The sequence below is a fragment of the Myxococcus sp. NMCA1 genome (genome assembly GCF_026810205.1).
Classification (GTDB): Bacteria; Myxococcota; Myxococcia; order Myxococcales; family Myxococcaceae; genus Myxococcus; species Myxococcus xanthus_A.
In genome coordinates this window covers 8,011,972-8,027,702 of sequence record NZ_CP113950.1, presented here as the reverse complement: position 1 = coordinate 8,027,702, position 15,731 = coordinate 8,011,972, and the positions used below count along the sequence as shown (strand labels likewise).

Here is a 15,731-nt window from a genome sequence, read left to right as displayed (position 1 = left end):
AGGGAGTGAACGCCCGGTCGCCCTCGAAGTCCTGGGGGCAACCTGGAGTCCGGTTCAGCTCGCTGCCGCCGCGAGGTCGTTGATGTCCCGATTTTCGAGCACGCGCTTCGAAGCGCCCTGCCTGGCGACGGCGAGCATCGCGCGGCCCAACTGCTCCGTCGTCGTCACGAAGGTGGGGAACAGTGCCTTCCAGACGGGATAGAGCGGCGCCATCACCGTATAGAGCGCCTGGTACAGCCGCGTCTTCGACCGGATGCCGTGCATTGGCTGGATATAGCCGGGCCGGAACATGTACGCGGACAGGGTGGACTGCCGGAGCAGCGTGTTCTCAGTCTCTCCCTTCACGCGCGCCCACATGGTGCGCCCGCGTTCCGAGCTGTCGGTTCCCGCGCCCGAGACGTAGAGGAAGCGCATGCCAGGGTTGTACTGGCCCAGCGCCTGGGCCGCAGCCAGCGTGAGGTCGAACGTGACGCGCCGGTACGCCTGCTCCGTCATGCCCGCCGACGACACGCCCAGGCTGAAGATGCACACGTCGTAGCCCGTGAGTTGCTCCGCCACGGCGGAGAAGTCCTGGAGGTCCGTGTGGACCAGTTCGGTGAGCTTCTCGTGGCGTTGCCCCGTGGCACCGCGGCCCACGGTGAGGACGCGCTCCACGTCCGGAGCGAACAGGCATTCGCGCAGGACGCCCTGGCCGACCATGCCCGTGGCGCCAAAGAGGATGACTCGCATGTGGGGGACTCCTGAAGTCAGACGGGCAGGGACGTCAGTCCAACTGGGTGGAGACGATGGGGTCCTGCACCGCCGTGTTCCACGGCAGCGAGGGCCACCAGCGCTCGGGGGAGGACGGCGCACCGGGTTCGACGCGCTCACCCGGCTTCGGGACGATGACGCTCACGCCCGCGGCCTCGCCCGCCGCGAGCACGCGCTCGATGGGCTCCGTCCACCCGTGGAGCGCGAGGGTGAACAAGCCCCAGTGCACCGGCAGCAGCACGCGCCCCCGGACCCACTGGTGCGCGGTGACGGCCTGCTCGGGGCCGATGTGCCAGTCAGGCCACGCGCTGTGGTACTGGCCCACCTCAATCATCGTCAGGTCGAAGGGCCCCAGCCGCTCGCCAATGTCCTTCATGGCGGGGAACAGGCCCGTGTCGCCCGAGTAGTACACGCGGTGCGTGGGGCCCAGGAACGCGAAGCCCGACCACAGCGTCGCGTCCTTGTCGATGCCCGTCCGGCCCGAGGCATGGCGGGCGGGGGTGCAGACGACCTCCATCGCTCCCACGCGTGCACGCTCCCACCAGTCGAGCTCGATGATGCGCGACTCGGGGATGCCCCAGCCCACCAGGTGTGCACCGACGCCGAGCGGCACGATGAAGGACGTGTCCCAGTCCTTCATCGCCAGCAGCGTTCGATGGTCCAGGTGGTCGTAGTGGTCATGGGAGATGGCGACCGCGTCGACAGCGGGCAGCTCCGTCAGCGCCAGGGGCGGGGCGTACCAGCGGCGCGGTCCTATCCAGCTCAAAGGGGACGCGCGCTCGCTCCACACCGGGTCGATGAGAATCCGCTGCCCGTCCAACTCCACGAGCGACGTCGAGTGTCCGAACCACGTGACGCGCAGGCCGGTGGCGGGCGGCGCGCCGAAAGCGCTTCCGTCCAGCGCCACCGAGGGCAGCGCCCCCTGGGCGGGGCTCACGTCGGGACTGGCGCTGAACATGCTCGCGATGGAGCCCCAGGTATCGGTGCGCAGGGGCTGCGGGTTGTCGAAGTGGCCGCCCTGCCACTGGGGCGAGCGCTCCATGCGTGCCCGCCGCGCGCCGTCCGCGGCCTGGCCCAGCGCCGGCCAGGCCTCGATGGCGACCACCGTCAGCAGCAGGGCCAGCAGCGCCGCCATCCCCATTGCCGCATACGCCAGCCTTCTGCGCCACGTCATGCCGTCCACCCGCGCTCGTCGTTGTGCGGTGATGAATTGACGAAATAGGATATTCTTGTCAATTTGTTCCGCATGACGGGCACCAGGAGCGAGGAGCGTGATGCGTTGCGCCGGGCGGCGATTCTCGACGCCGCCCTGGAGTGCTTCCTACGCTTCGGCTACGCGAAGACGTCCCTGGACGACATCGCGAAGCGGGCGAACCTGTCTCGGCCGCTCCTGTATCTGAAGTTCAAGAACAAGGAGGACATCTTCTCGGCCGTCTTCGAATCCCTGTTCGAGGCGCGCTACCCCCGCGTGGAGCAGGTGCTGGCGCGTCCGGGCGCCGCGCGCGACAAGCTGCTCCAGGTGTACGAAATCATCCTCCTGGAGCCGTGGGAGTTGATGGTCGGGGCGCCCATGGCGTCCGAGTTCTACGCCGCCTGCGAGCGGCTGTTGCCGGAGGTCGAGGCGAGACACCGTCGGCGCTGGCTCAAGTACACGCAGGCCGTCCTGGAGTCGCGGCCGCTCGCCGAGGTGTTCATGCTGGCCGTCGACGGGCTCCAGTCCGACCTGCCCACGACGCGGGTGCTGCGTCAGCGTCTGGAGTTGCTCATCGAGCGCTTCACGGACTGAGGCAGTTGAGGGGTGACGCACGGCTGGAGACCGAGGACCTGCTCGCGCGTGTCTCCGCGGCGGTGTCACCCTGCTACCGCTGACCGGACGCCCCCGGTATCTACCCAGGGGTGCCAGGTTTCCTACTACGCCCGGGCGGGGGCCAGCGCCGAGCGCTTGCTGTAGGTGTCGCAGAGCTCCAGGTACTCGTCGCTGTCGATGTCGAGCGCCGCCACCCGCATCTTCTTCAGCTTGGGCTTCTCCAGCGTGGTCTTGATTTGAATCAGCTTGAGCGTGGGGATACCCATGTAGGACTGGCTGTAATAGGTATTCTCGGTCATGTCGGCCCATTCAATCAGCAGGCCGTCCTCGAAGCGGATGCCATCCCGGCCGATAATCAGCGCGGGCTTGTCCAGGTTGCCCAGCGGCCTGATGCAGCCGTAGAGCATCCAGAGCATGCAGAGGTTGACCGCCCCGCAGAGGGCCATCACGCCCGGGCTGTCCGCCAGCCGGAAGGTGAGGATGCCACAGAGGCCCGAGGCCACCGTCCAGATGACCGCGCCGATGATGAGCTTCGTGCGCGAGTAGTAGACCTCGCGCGGCTTCTGTGTCTTCTGCTTGTTCTGTGAGGAACTGTAGATTTCCATGACGTGCGACCTGTGAGGGGAGAGGGGAATCAGTTGGCCAGCCGTTGCGACAGGTAGGCCAGGAGGACGGGCGCGTTGACGATGCGGGCCTCGTCAATCTTGAGCGGCTTGCCCTGGGCGGCGATGACCAGTTCGCGGGTGGAGACACCCTCCTCGAACTCGTCCTGGAAGCGGATGCTCTCGATGTCGTCCCAGCGCATCAGCCGCTTCTTGTGTGTCAGCCCGGCGCCACTGAGCGTGAGGGGCCCGAACTGCACCGCCTTGCCGGCGTTGACCTGCCGGTGCACGCCTTCGATCAGCGCATCGACGACATGGTCCGTTACGTGGGCGTACAGCTCGTCCGCGTCGCTCCACAGGTTCAGCCTCAGCCGGTAGGTGCCCCCGCGGTGGCGCAGGACGAGCCGGTCGTGGTTCTGCACCGTGATGATGGCGCTCACGTTCCGCCACGCGATGCGCGTGTCGCCCGCGCGCAGGTACTCCTCATCCACCACCAGCTTGGGCGGCGCGGCCAGCCATGCGAACAAGTCGCTGGCCCGCCAGAAGATGAAGTAGAGGCCGCAGGGGATGCCCGCCAGCAGGATGATGGGCGCGGCTTGGTAGCGGAAGAGCCCTTTGATGAAGTCCTGCGGGAGCAGGTAAATCTTGCCGAACGAGAGAAATGCCGCGGCCACCACGTAAATCAGGGCGAAGCCAGCGGCGAGCCAGTACAGGACGTGCGTGGGGAATTCCCGGGTGTGCGAGCGCTTCAGTGAAGCCTCCAGAGCCGTATCGAAAAGTACACGCATCTATAAACAATTGCGTGTGTCTTTTCGATGGGATTCGCGAATGCGCTCAGGGTGAAGCCAGAGTGGCGCATTTCGCCAGTGTCTCATACCCCGTGTGATGTTTCGGGGCTGCTCAGGTGCGGCGAATTCGAGAAACAATCGGCGTTCTCAGCTCGTGAGAAGCCATTGGATGAGGTTGCGTGAAACACAGCCTTTCCGCGCCTGTCGTGCCTGAGGCATGGCGGAGCGCATTCTCCGGACGGCGCCGGGCCCTGGCGGGGGCATCAGGTGGCACGGCGCCGTCCGCTGCACGCGGTGTCCAGGCAAGCGTCGATGCGGGCGGTGAGCGCTGGGTCGAAGCGGATGTCACTGGCCGTGGGGCGTGGTCGCTCGCGCACCGGGTGGGTCTGGCGCCTCCCACGTTGGTGCGTACCCGTCAGGTCGTGCGATTCGTCAAGGCGAACCCCGCCCCTCTGCCTCCGAGAACATGCTGGGGGGAACGAGCAGGCCGGCGCGGGCGCGGGAACGGCGGGGCCCTTGGGGGGGGCTGGACGACGACGTCGGGCCCCTCCGTGGAGAGCCCTCGCTCGTCGCTCCCGCCGGCCGCGGATGGCTCGGCCTCGCTTCGGTGAAGCCTCCTCCGCCACTGACGCGAAGAACGACGTGTCTTGGGGCCGGAGCGGGACGACGTCGCACTGGCGCGCGGAAGCCTGGCTTTCGGGCAGGGGCGGTGCCGCAAGGAGTTGCGCGGTGCGCCATTTTCATTCACCCACGAATGGGAATGAGTGGCGGGAGCGCGCCTTGCGTGGTGCAATTCATTGTCATAGGGTCCAGATTTCCTGGGGGGCCGCTGGAGGGGGCGCAAGGCTTTTTGCGCCAGCCGCGTCCACCATGCCAAAGCTCCTCTGGGATTGTGCCCCCGCGCGAGGAGACCTGCCCCATGCTGACCCGGAGCCTTCGCCAGAGTTTCCGCCGCCAGGAGGGCCAGGCGCTGGTGCTCATGGCGCTGATGGTGCTGATCATGTCCCTGGCCGTGCTGGCCACCGTCAACATCGGCCACACGGTGCATGAGCGCATTCGCCTCCAGAACACAGCGGATGCGGCGGCGTACTCCATGGCGGCCATGGAGGCCCGGGCCTTCAATTTCTACGCATACGCCAATCGTACACAGGTGTCGCACTACGTGTCGGCGATGATGTGGCAGTCGTTGCTGTCGCTCGTCTACTCCATCGAGGCGTTCCTGACGGACCTCTATGGGCTCATGAAGACGCTGAATCCCTGCGCGGGGTCACCTTCCGGCTACTGGATGCTCATCTGTCCGGTCTTGCAACTCGTCCCCATCGTCGGGCCCCTCCTGCGGGTGGTCAGCCGCATCATGACGCTCTACCGGGATACCTTCTTGCGGCTGGTCCAGACGACCATCCGGACCCTCAATCCGGATGCCATCATCGGACAGCTCGTCATCCCCGCGCATCGGGCCTTGAATGGCGTGATGTTCTTCGCATCCCAAGCGGTGATGGTCTCGGCATCCACTCACGTGGTGCAGTCCAGTCAGTCCGTCGTCGAGGCGAATGACAGCAACATCAATTCCATGATGAGCCAGCTGGCCACGGGAGCCTACAGCCAATGCCTGTTCGGCCAGGCGCACAACACCCACGCGGGCGGAGGGCCGCTGTCATTGAAGAACCCCTTCGGCGCCCTGGACGTGACCAAGCGAGCCGCGAATGACCCTGTCGCTCGCGCCAAGCGCGCCATGGGAGGCATCACCAATGCCACTCGGTATCCCTGCGATACCGCTTCGTCCGGAGGCGTCCTGGAGTGCCCGGAAGGCTTCGTCGGCAATCGCGGCCTGGGCGGGCTCCTGCCGATACCGAACATGCTCGGCTTCCTGAAGGACTTCCTCAACGAGGGGATCGACGTCGATGGGGTCATGCAGTTCGGAAAGATGGGCCAGACCCGCATGCTCTCCTCGAGCTATCCCAACGCGGGGAAGCTCCGGGAGGGCCGAGGGCCTGGCAACGATGGGCGGAACTTCATCCGGGACTGGAACGACAACTTGCAGCCGTGGGGCATGATGGCGCAAGGCGACAACATCGGCTCGGATGACCCGTACTGGATCAACATCGGTCCCGCCGAGCTGGGGCGCGGCCCCCTCAAGATTGACAATCCCCTGGCCTGCACCAAGGACGACGACTACTGGAAGTGCTTTGGCGACAACCGCCGGCGCAAGAACGACAACAACCGAGCCCAGCTGCCCTACAGGCACATGATGAAGACGAGCATCTGGGCGCTCAACGACGTGGACAGCGGAAGCCGGCGAGGAGGGCTCCATTGGCGGGTCAACTACTCGGACTATGGCCGGTCCTGGGGAGGCCATGTGCGGCCCGCCGGGCGCGAGGGCCGATTCGGCATCCATGAGACGGAGATTTGCGTGGTGCGGGGCCTGGTGTGCTTGCTGGAGACAAATGTCTACGCGGCGAACGTCCGGCCCGTGCAGGATGGCAATCACCGTTGGGCGGGGCTCGTGCCCTTCATGCACTTCGAGCCCGGCCAGTTCGGGTCGGTGTGCAACCCGATGGCCAACGCCAACATGCGGGAAGCGGCGACGCGTCAGGTCGACTTCAACCAGCCCTCCACCTGGGTGGCGATGAACAAGTCGCCTGACGAGGTCATCAACCGTCAGAACGCGGATGGTGCCGGCAGCAACGCGCCTGCCCTGCTCAACAACCAGGGCAAGGTGACCTTCGCCTTCTCTCCGGAGAGCGAGGGCCTGGAGATGATGAACAACCGCAAGAAGTTCCTCGGCATGGTCGAGGGACTCAACGTCATCTCCCGCGGGCAGTCCTACTACCACCGGCCGGGCAACTGGGCGGAGCAGCCCAACTTCTTCAACCCCTACTGGCGCCCCCGTCTGGCCTCCGTGTACCAGGGGCGCAACTCCCTGCCCGCGCTGGGCGGCATGTTGGACGCGCTGCCAGGGCCGCTGCGTGGGATTGCACCCAAGATCGTCACGCACTGAGCCCGTTAGCCGACGGGAAGCGCGCTGGCCTCGTACTGCTTCGCGAAGTCCTCGCTCGGCGGAATGGGCTTGATGACGTCGATGAGCACCCCGTTGGGGTCCGCGGTGATGAAGTGCCGCTGGCCAAACGCCTCGTCCCTCAGCGGGAGGTGGATGGGCAGGCCGGCGGCCTGCACGTCCCGGTAGACAGCGTCCGGGTCTTCCACTTCGAAGTTCAGGATGGTCCCCGCCACCGTGCCCCGGGCCACCGCCGGCACCGTTTCGTGCCGGCCGTCGAGGATGGCCAGCGCGACATGCTCGGCATCGTCCGATTGGAGGTGGACGTACCAGTCGCTGGTGAAGCGCGGGCTGAAGCCGAAGTGCGCCGTGTAGAACGCCGCCGTACCCGCGACGTCGTTCGTCATGATGACCGGGTAGTAACTGGTGATTTTCATGGGCTCCCGCTCTCCTTCGGGCTTGTTTTTCGATGAGGTAACATACAGGCTGCATGTATGCAATCGAGGGCACGAAGAAGCAACGATGAGCGCAGCGCGACGACGCGGCAGGCGCTCGTGAGCGCGAGCCGGGCGCTGTTCGTGGAGAAGGGGTACGCGCAGACGTCGACACCAGAGGTGGTGGCCGCCGCCGCCGTGACGCGCGGGGCGCTCTACCACCACTTCGAGGACAAGCAGGCGCTGCTGCGGGCGGTGCTCGAACGGGAATTCGCCGAGCTGCGCCGTGCCATCGACCAGGCGACGCCGCCGGCCCTGGACGCGCGTGAGGCGCTCATCGCGGGAAGCCTGGCCTACCTCGACGCGATGGCCGTCCCGGGCCGCACGCGCCTGCTCCTCGTGGATGGGCCGGCGGTGTTCGGCCATGCGGAGATGATGGCACTCGACGAGGCCTCCGCCGCGGGCTCGCTGCGAGAAGGGCTCGCCGCCTTGCTGGGGGACGGGCCGCTGGTGCCCGCGCTCGCCAGCCTGTTGTCCGCCGCCTTCGACCGCGCGGCCCTGGCCATCAGCACCGGCGGCGATGCGAACGCCTACCGCGCGGCGATGCTCGCGCTCATCGAGCGCGTTACCGCTGGCGTCGGTCGTTGAGCGGCAGCGGCTCCAGCGTGTTCGACTCCGTGTCGTCCGACAGGGCCGAGACCAGATGGACCAGGTTGGTTCCGCTCAGGTAGGAGGCGATGATGGCGGAGATGCGCAGCACGAGCAGCGTGGGCTCGAAAGGGAGGATGTCGCGTTCCTGGAGCCAGGCGAGCGTCTGCGGCGCGTAGGCGGCGTTGCAGGCCGCCACCACGCCCAGGAACAGGAACATCTGGACGATGCCCAAGAAGGTGTTGGCCCGGGAGCGGACCATGCCGGCGAGCCCGCCCAGCCGTTCCATGAGCAGCGGCCTGACGAACTTCATCACCAGGATGCCCTGGATGATGCCCACGGCCAGCGGAACGAAGATGTCGGCCAGGGCCATGACTGTCTGGGCTTGTTCGCTCGAACTCATGGCCGCGGACGATGCTCCGTCACACAAAGGGAATCAACCTGGCCCGCCGGTTGACGGATGCGGCATGTGAGCGTTTCAGGCGGCACAGCGGGTCCAGGCATTGCGCCTGAACCCGCCGTGTCACTTTCTGAAAAATCAGACGCCGAGCTCCACGTTCTCCAGCACACCCAGCGCATCGGGGATGAGCAGCGCGGCGGAGAAGTAGGTGCTGACCAGGTAGTTCGAGATGGCCTTGTCCGACACGTCCATGCGGCGCACGGAGAGGCCGGGCTCGACTTCGTCCGGCAGGCCGGTGCGGCGCAGGCCGATGACGCCCTGGTCCTCCTGGCCGGTGCGCAGCACGAGGATGGAGCTGGTGCGCTGCTCGGTGATGGGAATCTTGTCACACGGCAGCAGCGGCACGCCGCGCCAGGCCATGCACGGCGTGCCCTGGACCTCGACGGGCGTCGGATAGATGCCCCGGCGGGTGCACTCCCGGCCGAACGCCGCGATGGTGCGCGGGTGCGCCAGGAAGAAGCGCGACTTGCGGCGCCGGCTGAGCAGCTCGTCCAGGTCATCGGGCGTGGGTGGCCCGTTGCGGGTGTGGACGCGCTGCTTGAGGTCGGCGTTGTGGAGCAGGCCGAAGTCCCGGTTGTTGATGAGCTCGTGCTCCTGCCGCTCCCGCAGCGCTTCGATGGTCAGCCGCAGCTGCTGCTCCGTCTGGTCCATGGGGTCGCTGAACACGTCGGAGACGCGCGTGTGGACCCGGAGCACCGTCTGGGCCACGCTCAGCTCGTACTCGCGGGGCGTGAGCTCGTAGTCCACGTAGCCGCCCTGGATGTCCGGCTCACCGGAGTGGCCGGCGGCCAGGGGGATGGCGGCCTGCCCCAGCTTGTCCTGGGGCTTCTTCATGCGCTCCCGGTACCGCTCCACCTGGGCGCGCAGCGTGGCGGACCGGGCAATCAGGTCCTCGAACACCTGCTGCTGCAGGGACAGCACCGTGCACGGCGTGGTGGCCTTGACGGTGTAGGTCCAGACGTCATCCGACTCCGCCACCGCCTGGTCGCCGAAGTGGTCGCCGTCCGCCAGCACATCCAGGGTGACGGGCGCGCCATATGGGCCTTCGCGGAGCTTGCGCGCCTTGCCGTGGGCCAGCAGGAACACGTGCTCGGCGGGGGTGCCCGCCTCGACGATGACGTCGCCCGCCTTGTACTCTGCCTGGGTGAACCGGCTGGCCAGGGCCGCAATCACCTCGTCGTCGCCGCTCAGGCCCCGCAGCAGCGGCAGCTTGAGCAGCTCCTGCGGGATGACCTGCACCTTCGCGCCGATGTTGCTGAACACGAGGCGGTCATCCGCCACCGCGTAGCTCAGCCGACGGTTGACCCGGTACGTGCCGCCCGTCACCTCCACCCAGGGCAGCATGCGCAGCAGCCACCGCGGGGTGATGCCCTGCATCTGCGGGACGGTCTTCGTCGTCGTCGCCAGCTGACGCGCCGCGGCCGTGCCCAGGCTCAGGCGCGGGGTGTCGTCGCCACCCGTCTTCACGAAATTCGCCATGTGGATTCCCTCACGTCATCCGAGCGGAAGGAGGGCTAGTCGCCGCGGCCGATTTCGACGCTCTCCAGGATGCCCAGCGCGTCGGGCACGAGGACGGCCGTGGAGAAGTAGCTGGTGACCAGGTAGTTGATGATGGCCTTCTCGTTGATGCCCATGAACCGGACGTTGAGGCCGGGCTCGATTTCGTCGGGGATGGTGCCCGGGTGCAGGCCGATGACACCCTGGTTCTTCTCACCCGCGCGCATCAGCATGATGGACGTGGTGCGCGAGTCGCTGACGGGAATCTTGCTGCACGGGAAGATGGGGATGCCGCGCCAGGCGGGCACCATGTTGCCGTTGAAGTCCACGCTGGTGGGGTAGATGCCCTTGCGGCTGCACTCCTGGCCGAAGGCGGCGATGGCGCGCGGGTGGGCCAGGAAGAAGGATGGCTCCTTCCACACGGTGGCCAGCAGCTCGTCCATGTCGTCGGGCGTGGGCGGGCCGTGCCGGGTGTGGATGCGCTGCTTGAGGCCGGCGTTGTGCAGCAGGCCGAACTCGCGGTTGTTGATGAGCTCGTGCTCCTTGCGCTCCTTCAGCGCCTCCACCGTCAGCCGGAGCTGCTGCTCCGTCTGGTTCATGGGCTCGTTGAAGAGGTCCGCCACGCGGGTGTGAATCTGGAGCACCGTCTGCGCCACGCTCAGCTCGTACTCGCGGGGCGACGTCTCGTAGTCCACGTAGGTGCCCGGCAGCACCGGCTCGCCGGTGTGGCCCGCGGCCAGCTCGATTTCGCCTGGCCCGTGGTGTCCTGCTTCTTCTTCGAGCGCGCCTTGAACCGCTCGACGTGCTTGTTCAGCGAGGGCGACTGGGCCACCACGGCCTCGAAGTCGGACTGCTGAAGCACCAGCACGGTGGTCGCCGTGACGGCCTTGGCCGTGAACTTCCAGTAGTCCTGCGACTCCAGCAGCGCCTCGTAGCTATAGTGGTCGCCGTCCGCCAGCACGCCGAGCACGGTGGCGTCACCGTACTTGCCGGCGCCAATCATGTTCACCTTGCCGTGGGCGATGAGGACGATGCAGTCCGCTTCCTTGCCCACCTCGGTGATGACCTCGCCGGCCTTGTACGTCTTCTGCTCGAAGCGGTTGGCCAGCGCCGTCAGCACCTCGACGTCGTCGTAGCTGCGCAGCAGGGGCAGCTCGCACAGCTCCTGCGGGATGACCTGCACCTTGGCGCCGGTGGTGGTGAACGTCACGCGGCCATCTCCCACCGCGTAGCTCAGCCGGCGGTTGACGCGGTACACGCCACCGGACACCTGCACCCAGGGCAGCAGCTTGAGCAGCCACCGGGAGGAGATGCCCTGCATCTGCGGGACGGACTTGGTCGTCGTGGCCAGCTGGCGCGCGGCGGCCGTGCCCAAGCTCAACTGGGACTTCTCGGCGTCACCGCCCGGCTTGATGATGTTCGACATGATAGGCCTTTCGAGTGGAATGGAAGATCAGGCGCCGGAGCGCAGGTTGGCGAACAGGGATGTGATGCGTGCGGCGGAGGTTCCCAGGCCGGTGGGGCCCGACGAGAGCTGCGGCGCCAGCTTGCGGGACGCGCGCAGCTCGAACTCCTTGTAGCGGTCCACCGTCTGGTGCCAGATGAGCACACCGCTCATCCACCACTGCAGCTTCTGGACGTACTGCTTCAGCTTGTCCTGGGCCTTGCCGTCCAGGTTGAAGGTGCGCGCCAGCGGCTCCAGCTCGTTGGCGATGATGTATTCGAACTGCTGCATCCGCGCGGTCATCAAGTCGTTGACGACGGAGACGGCCCGCGCCGGGTCCAGGTCAAGGAAGCGCTGGACGACCAACACGCCGTTGTTGAGCTCACCTTCGAACTCAATCTCCTTCTGGTAGGAGAAGACGTCGTTGATGAGGCAGGCGTAATCCGCCGCGGAGTTCTCCAGGCTGCGGATGGGACGGCTGTGGAAGACTTCAGGCGGCAGCGCGTCGCCATGGGCCAGGCGGGACAGGCTCATGGTGAGGTCCGAGCCGAACGTCTGGCGCCGCATCTCCACGTAGTCGATGGGGTCCGGGATGCGGTTCTGGATTTGATTGGCCAGCTCCCACAGCCAGCTCTCCGTCATGTCCAGGATGGCCTTGCGGAACAGGCTCCGTGAGGCGGGCGTCACGCCTTCGGTGGTGCGGGCCCACAGGTCCGCCAGCCCGCGCTCCACCGGGTTGGTGGGGGGCGGAATTCCCGCGCCGGCGTCCTCCGGCATGAACAGCGCCAGCCGGGCGTTGAACACCTTGGCGCCAGCCATGTCCTTGCTGTGCCCGTAGAAGGCCGGGAAGTAGTCGTCCGCGTAGGTGCCCCAGACGAGCCAGCAGGAGGACAGGTTGAGCTGCGCGGCGGTGGCGTGGGGATGAATCAACGCGCCGCAGAGCGCCACGTCCGCCACGTCGAACTTGTGGTCATCCCAGATGTAGCCGCCGGGGACTCCGGGGAGCACGTCCAGCATGCCCATGCGCCGCGCCCACGCCTTGGAGTCGCGCCGCGCGGCATCCAGGTGAGGGCTCGGCTTCGTGGAGTACGGCATGTAGAACTTCGGCAGCTTCACCGGTCCCACGGGCTGGTACGGCACGTGGGAGAAGCTCTTGAGGCGGGTGAGCCCCAGGGCGGTGGGCGACTGCGGCAGCCGCGCCGCGGAGGTGCCCAGGCCGTTGGGGCCCAGGAAGAAGCCGCCCGCGCCGCCGGAGCCCTTGTTCATGTAGCGGCTGGAGCGCATGTGCCACTCGTGCCCGCCGGACTGCCAGTCCTGGAGCCCCCGGACGTAGGTGAGCACCTGGGCCTGCTCCACCGGGTTCAGGCCGAACTCGACGAACAGGGACGGCAGCTCCGTGAGGACGGTGTTCTCGAACTGCTGGAGGCGCGAGGTGAGGACCTCGTTGACGAGGTGCGCGGCGCTCGGCGGGGAGATGTTCAGGAACTTCTCCATCACCAGGACGCCGTTGGAGAGCTCGCCTTCCTCCAGAATCTCCCGCTCGTAGGAGAACAGGTCGTTGCGCAGGTGGACCGCGTCGGAGAACGTGTCCTTCAGCACCCGCATGGGGCGGCTGGCCGCGACCCGGTCGGGGACTTCGGCGAAGACGGCGTGCTCCACCAGGTTGGCGGACCAGGGGGCGCCGCCCACCTTGCGGCGCATCTCGATGTATTCGATGGGGTTGGAGACGCGGCGGTCGCTGATGTTGGACAGCTCCCAGCTCGACTCGTCCAGCAGGTGTTTCGTGCTCTCGAAGAACCGGCGCCGCCACGCCATGGAGCGGCTGGGGACGGTCCGGTTCCACAAATCCAGCAGTCCGGCCTCTACCGGGTTGGTAGGGGGCGGAGGCGTGGCGGCCGGGTCGACCGGCATGAACAAGGGCAGACGGTCCAGGTAGGCCTTCGCGCCGACCTGGTCCTGGGAGCGCTTGTAGAGCTCCAGGAAGTGGTCATCGAAGTAGAAGACCCAGACGTACCAGTCGGTGACGAGGTCCAGCTCCGGGCCCGGTGCCTCCGGATGCGTGTAGGCACAAAGCAGGGCGTAGTCCATGGCATCGAACTTCGCCTCGCTCCAGATTTCCGGAGCGCTGCCATCCTTCGGGCGGCCAATGATTCCCAGCTCGCGCGCCCAGGCCTTCGAATGCACCCGGGCGCCTTCGAGGTTGGGATTCAAGCGCGCCGGCCAGGGAACATAGAAATCTGGCAGTTCGAATGGCTGCTTGTTTTTCGCCGTACCCATGGACGCCCCTCGTTGAACTCAGGGGAGGCGTTATAGTTTTGGATTGAACGGCCTTCCAGCGCTTTGTTGATTATGCGACGTTTACAAGAAGATGTTGTTTTCACTATGAGAATTTATTTGACCGACTCCCCGTGAGTGCCTTGTTCGCCGTGGCGGAGCCAGAAACCGGGTGGCGCGTCAGCGGCGCGAACGGGTGAGCACGAGCTCGCGCAGTGCCGAGGGCGGGACGTCGTTGTGCTTGCGGAACGTCCTCGAGAAGTGGGCCTGGTCGGAGAACCCGGTACAGAAAGCAACGTCCGTGAGCGTCAGGCGCGCGTCTGCCAGCAGCGCGTGTGCCGCGCCGACGCGGACGCGTTGAAGGGTTTGCGAGAAGGTGGTCCCTTCCTGCTGCAAGGCGCGTTGGAGGCCGCGGCGGGACAGGGCGAGCCGCTGCGCGGTCTCCTCGAGCGTCCAGGGGTGCAGCACGTCGTCCCGCATCACCTGTTCGAGCCGCTCGCGGACCTCGCGGGGGGCTCCCTCGCGCGGCGCAGCAGGCTCCTGGAGACGGAGGGGCTTCCCAGGCTTCCAGTGGAACGTCGCCACGTTCGTCGTGGCGGGCAGGCTTCGCGTTTCGTCCACCAGGGCGGGGCCATGAATGGCCATGGGCGCTTCACCTTCGGACTCGAGTGTGACGGAAAGCTCCGTGACACCCGCGGTCTCCAGGAGCGCGACGAGCACCCCCCAGATGAACAGGTCGTTGACGGTGAGAATCGTCCCGCCGTCGATGGCGGCATGTCGCAACGTCATTTGGGCGCGGGCCAGGTCGTGGGAGAGCAGTTGCGTGCGGTGGCGGGAGTGAAGGAAGCGCTCCAGGGTGGTCCACCGCTCCACGGCGTGCCGGGGCGTGGGCCCCGCGACGAGCGCCCGGAGGACGGGATGGGACGCAAGGGCCCGCAGCTCGCGGCCGAGCTCCAGCACGGGTCGCCAGCCATGGGCATCCATGACGGCCTGGAGGACGGTGACCTTGTCGCGCCCCTCGGTTGGAATCTCCGGGTAGGTCCGCGCGACGGCCGCCTTCAGCAGGGCGTTCAGGGACGGGCTCGTCATGGTGCCTTGGTCCACGCCCATGAACGGCAGCTCCTGGTCAGCGCGAGGCGCGCGGTGGCTCGCCGGTGTCCTCGGCGCACCGGCCCGCGTTGCGCCAGTCGCTCAGCGCGGCGAGGAAGTGCACGTTGAAGTCGGCACCCGAGAATGGATTCTGGCTGGTCACCAGGTTGCAATCCCGCACGGCGCGGGAGCGGCCCGGAAGCGCCGTCTCATGGCGGTAGCCGGCGTCGTCGAGCTGGTCTCCAATCCCACGAACCTGGGCGCGTGCGTCCATGACGAAGGTTTCGATGTACCACTCCTCGAAGCCGGAGACCGAAGTGACGCGCCGGCCCGCGAAGGGGCTCTGCTGCTTTGGCAGGCGCGTGAGGAGCGCCGGGGCATGACAGACGAGCCCCACGGGACGGTCCGTGGCACCGAAGTCGATGAGCAAGCCGTGCAGGTCCGCGTCGTCGAGCAGGTCCACCATGACGCCCTGTCCTCCTGGAATGAGCAGCGCCTGGAAGTCGTCTGCGCGCGCGCGGACCTCGGACAGGTTCAGCGGCGTGTGCAACTGGGGAAGCTGCGTGACGAGCGCCTGGGCTTCGGCGAGCGCCTCGGGGTGCTCCTTCCAATACGAAGGGTTCATGCCCTCGGGGTCGAACGCCGGTGCACGGCCCTCGGGCGTCGCGACCACCACGTCGTAGCCGGCGTCGATGAGCGCTCGGTAGGGCTCATAGAACTCGTTCAGGAAGACGCCCGTCTGGCGCGTGCTTCCATTCGCGAGCTTCTGCTCCGACGCGGCCGAGAGGACCATGAGGACGCTCCCAGGGGGATGGACCTCCGGGGGTTGTCGCTCCGCGGAAGGAAAGATGACCTGGTGCGTCGGCGCGGTGGCGCAGCCCAGTGCACCCGCGAAGCATGCGAGCGCGAGCCGGGCGAGGCGCCGCGTCATGGTCATTCCAGC

General features: G+C 67.0%; 13 protein-coding genes and 1 pseudogene. 3 read left to right on the top strand and 11 right to left on the bottom strand.

Translation table 11 applies throughout. The annotated features are described in order from the left end of the window. Positions 1–54 precede the first annotated feature (54 nt). Together OZ403_RS33105 and OZ403_RS33100 are read right to left on the bottom strand one after the other, a co-directional pair. Positions 55–729, bottom strand: coding sequence for an NAD(P)H-binding protein (locus OZ403_RS33105; RefSeq protein ID WP_140857122.1), 675 nt, complete (start codon positions 727–729; stop codon positions 55–57). 34 nt (positions 730–763) lie between these two features. Beyond that, positions 764–1,924, bottom strand: a complete 1,161-nt coding sequence (locus OZ403_RS33100; RefSeq protein WP_140795224.1) for an MBL fold metallo-hydrolase — start codon at positions 1,922–1,924, stop codon at positions 764–766. Positions 1,925–1,996: 72 nt separating this feature from the next. Here OZ403_RS33100 and OZ403_RS33095 point away from each other — a divergent pair, with 72 nt between their 5' ends. After that, on the top strand, positions 1,997–2,536 hold the full coding sequence (locus OZ403_RS33095) for a TetR/AcrR family transcriptional regulator (protein WP_174258952.1): 540 nt from the start codon (positions 1,997–1,999) through the stop codon (positions 2,534–2,536). Between the two features lie 125 nt (positions 2,537–2,661). Here OZ403_RS33095 and OZ403_RS33090 read toward each other — a convergent pair whose 3' ends face one another. Continuing rightward, on the bottom strand, positions 2,662–3,162 hold the full coding sequence (locus tag OZ403_RS33090) for a hypothetical protein (RefSeq protein ID WP_268782636.1): 501 nt from the start codon (positions 3,160–3,162) through the stop codon (positions 2,662–2,664). Positions 3,163–3,191: 29 nt separating this feature from the next. Next, complete coding sequence (locus tag OZ403_RS33085; protein ID WP_140795221.1) at positions 3,192–3,947, bottom strand: DUF6585 family protein; 756 nt, start codon at positions 3,945–3,947, stop codon at positions 3,192–3,194. A gap of 919 nt (positions 3,948–4,866) precedes the next feature. Between OZ403_RS33085 and OZ403_RS33080 the strand changes: the two genes are divergently transcribed. Then, on the top strand, positions 4,867–6,945 hold the full coding sequence (locus OZ403_RS33080; protein WP_268782635.1) for a TadE/TadG family type IV pilus assembly protein: 2,079 nt from the start codon (positions 4,867–4,869) through the stop codon (positions 6,943–6,945). Positions 6,946–6,950: 5 nt separating this feature from the next. Here OZ403_RS33080 and OZ403_RS33075 read toward each other — a convergent pair whose 3' ends face one another. Continuing rightward, positions 6,951–7,379, bottom strand: coding sequence for a VOC family protein (locus tag OZ403_RS33075; protein ID WP_011556194.1), 429 nt, complete (start codon positions 7,377–7,379; stop codon positions 6,951–6,953). 57 nt (positions 7,380–7,436) lie between these two features. Between OZ403_RS33075 and OZ403_RS33070 the strand changes: the two genes are divergently transcribed. Further along, a complete protein-coding gene (locus OZ403_RS33070; protein WP_268782634.1) occupies positions 7,437–8,024 on the top strand; it encodes a TetR/AcrR family transcriptional regulator in 588 nt (195 codons plus the stop codon). Here the strand turns inward: OZ403_RS33070 and OZ403_RS33065 are convergent. From OZ403_RS33065 to OZ403_RS33040, 6 genes and pseudogenes are all read right to left on the bottom strand, one after another. Beyond that, the gene (locus tag OZ403_RS33065; RefSeq protein WP_237079948.1) at positions 8,002–8,427 is read right to left on the bottom strand and encodes a hypothetical protein; all 426 of its coding nucleotides are present in this window, start codon (positions 8,425–8,427) and stop codon (positions 8,002–8,004) included. The genes OZ403_RS33070 and OZ403_RS33065 overlap by 23 nt on opposite strands. A 135-nt stretch (positions 8,428–8,562) precedes the next feature. Beyond that, entirely contained in the window at positions 8,563–9,963 is a 1,401-nt protein-coding gene (locus OZ403_RS33060) for a family 2B encapsulin nanocompartment shell protein (RefSeq protein ID WP_268782633.1), read from the bottom strand. 35 nt (positions 9,964–9,998) lie between these two features. Then, positions 9,999–11,407 (bottom strand): annotated as a pseudogene (locus OZ403_RS33055) (family 2B encapsulin nanocompartment shell protein). A 27-nt stretch (positions 11,408–11,434) separates the two neighbouring features. Continuing rightward, a complete protein-coding gene (locus OZ403_RS33050; RefSeq protein ID WP_140799924.1) occupies positions 11,435–13,702 on the bottom strand; it encodes a family 2 encapsulin nanocompartment cargo protein terpene cyclase in 2,268 nt (755 codons plus the stop codon). 177 nt (positions 13,703–13,879) lie between these two features. Next, positions 13,880–14,809 carry a helix-turn-helix transcriptional regulator gene (locus tag OZ403_RS33045; RefSeq protein WP_268782632.1) on the bottom strand — a complete coding sequence of 310 codons (930 nt, stop codon included), beginning with the start codon at positions 14,807–14,809 and terminating at the stop codon, positions 13,880–13,882. Positions 14,810–14,825: 16 nt separating this feature from the next. Next, positions 14,826–15,719 carry a type 1 glutamine amidotransferase domain-containing protein gene (locus OZ403_RS33040; RefSeq protein ID WP_237080738.1) on the bottom strand — a complete coding sequence of 298 codons (894 nt, stop codon included), beginning with the start codon at positions 15,717–15,719 and terminating at the stop codon, positions 14,826–14,828. Positions 15,720–15,731 lie beyond the last annotated feature (12 nt).

Bases quoted from the DNA above. Each gene is read 5' to 3' on its own strand.
- OZ403_RS33045 (WP_268782632.1), bottom strand. From the start codon at position 14,809: ATGGGCGTGGACCAAGGCACCATGACGAGCCCGTCCCTGAACGCCCTG.
- OZ403_RS33075 (WP_011556194.1), bottom strand. From the start codon at position 7,379: ATGAAAATCACCAGTTACTACCCGGTCATCATGACGAACGACGTCGCG.
- OZ403_RS33090 (WP_268782636.1), bottom strand. From the start codon at position 3,162: ATGGAAATCTACAGTTCCTCACAGAACAAGCAGAAGACACAGAAGCCG.
- OZ403_RS33095 (WP_174258952.1), top strand. From the start codon at position 1,997: ATGACGGGCACCAGGAGCGAGGAGCGTGATGCGTTGCGCCGGGCGGCG.
- OZ403_RS33040 (WP_237080738.1), bottom strand. From the start codon at position 15,719: ATGACGCGGCGCCTCGCCCGGCTCGCGCTCGCATGCTTCGCGGGTGCA.
- OZ403_RS33080 (WP_268782635.1), top strand. From the start codon at position 4,867: ATGCTGACCCGGAGCCTTCGCCAGAGTTTCCGCCGCCAGGAGGGCCAG.
- OZ403_RS33100 (WP_140795224.1), bottom strand. From the start codon at position 1,924: ATGACGTGGCGCAGAAGGCTGGCGTATGCGGCAATGGGGATGGCGGCG.
- OZ403_RS33050 (WP_140799924.1), bottom strand. From the start codon at position 13,702: ATGGGTACGGCGAAAAACAAGCAGCCATTCGAACTGCCAGATTTCTAT.
- OZ403_RS33085 (WP_140795221.1), bottom strand. From the start codon at position 3,947: ATGCGTGTACTTTTCGATACGGCTCTGGAGGCTTCACTGAAGCGCTCG.
- OZ403_RS33060 (WP_268782633.1), bottom strand. From the start codon at position 9,963: ATGGCGAATTTCGTGAAGACGGGTGGCGACGACACCCCGCGCCTGAGC.
- OZ403_RS33070 (WP_268782634.1), top strand. From the start codon at position 7,437: ATGCAATCGAGGGCACGAAGAAGCAACGATGAGCGCAGCGCGACGACG.
- OZ403_RS33065 (WP_237079948.1), bottom strand. From the start codon at position 8,427: ATGAGTTCGAGCGAACAAGCCCAGACAGTCATGGCCCTGGCCGACATC.
- OZ403_RS33105 (WP_140857122.1), bottom strand. From the start codon at position 729: ATGCGAGTCATCCTCTTTGGCGCCACGGGCATGGTCGGCCAGGGCGTC.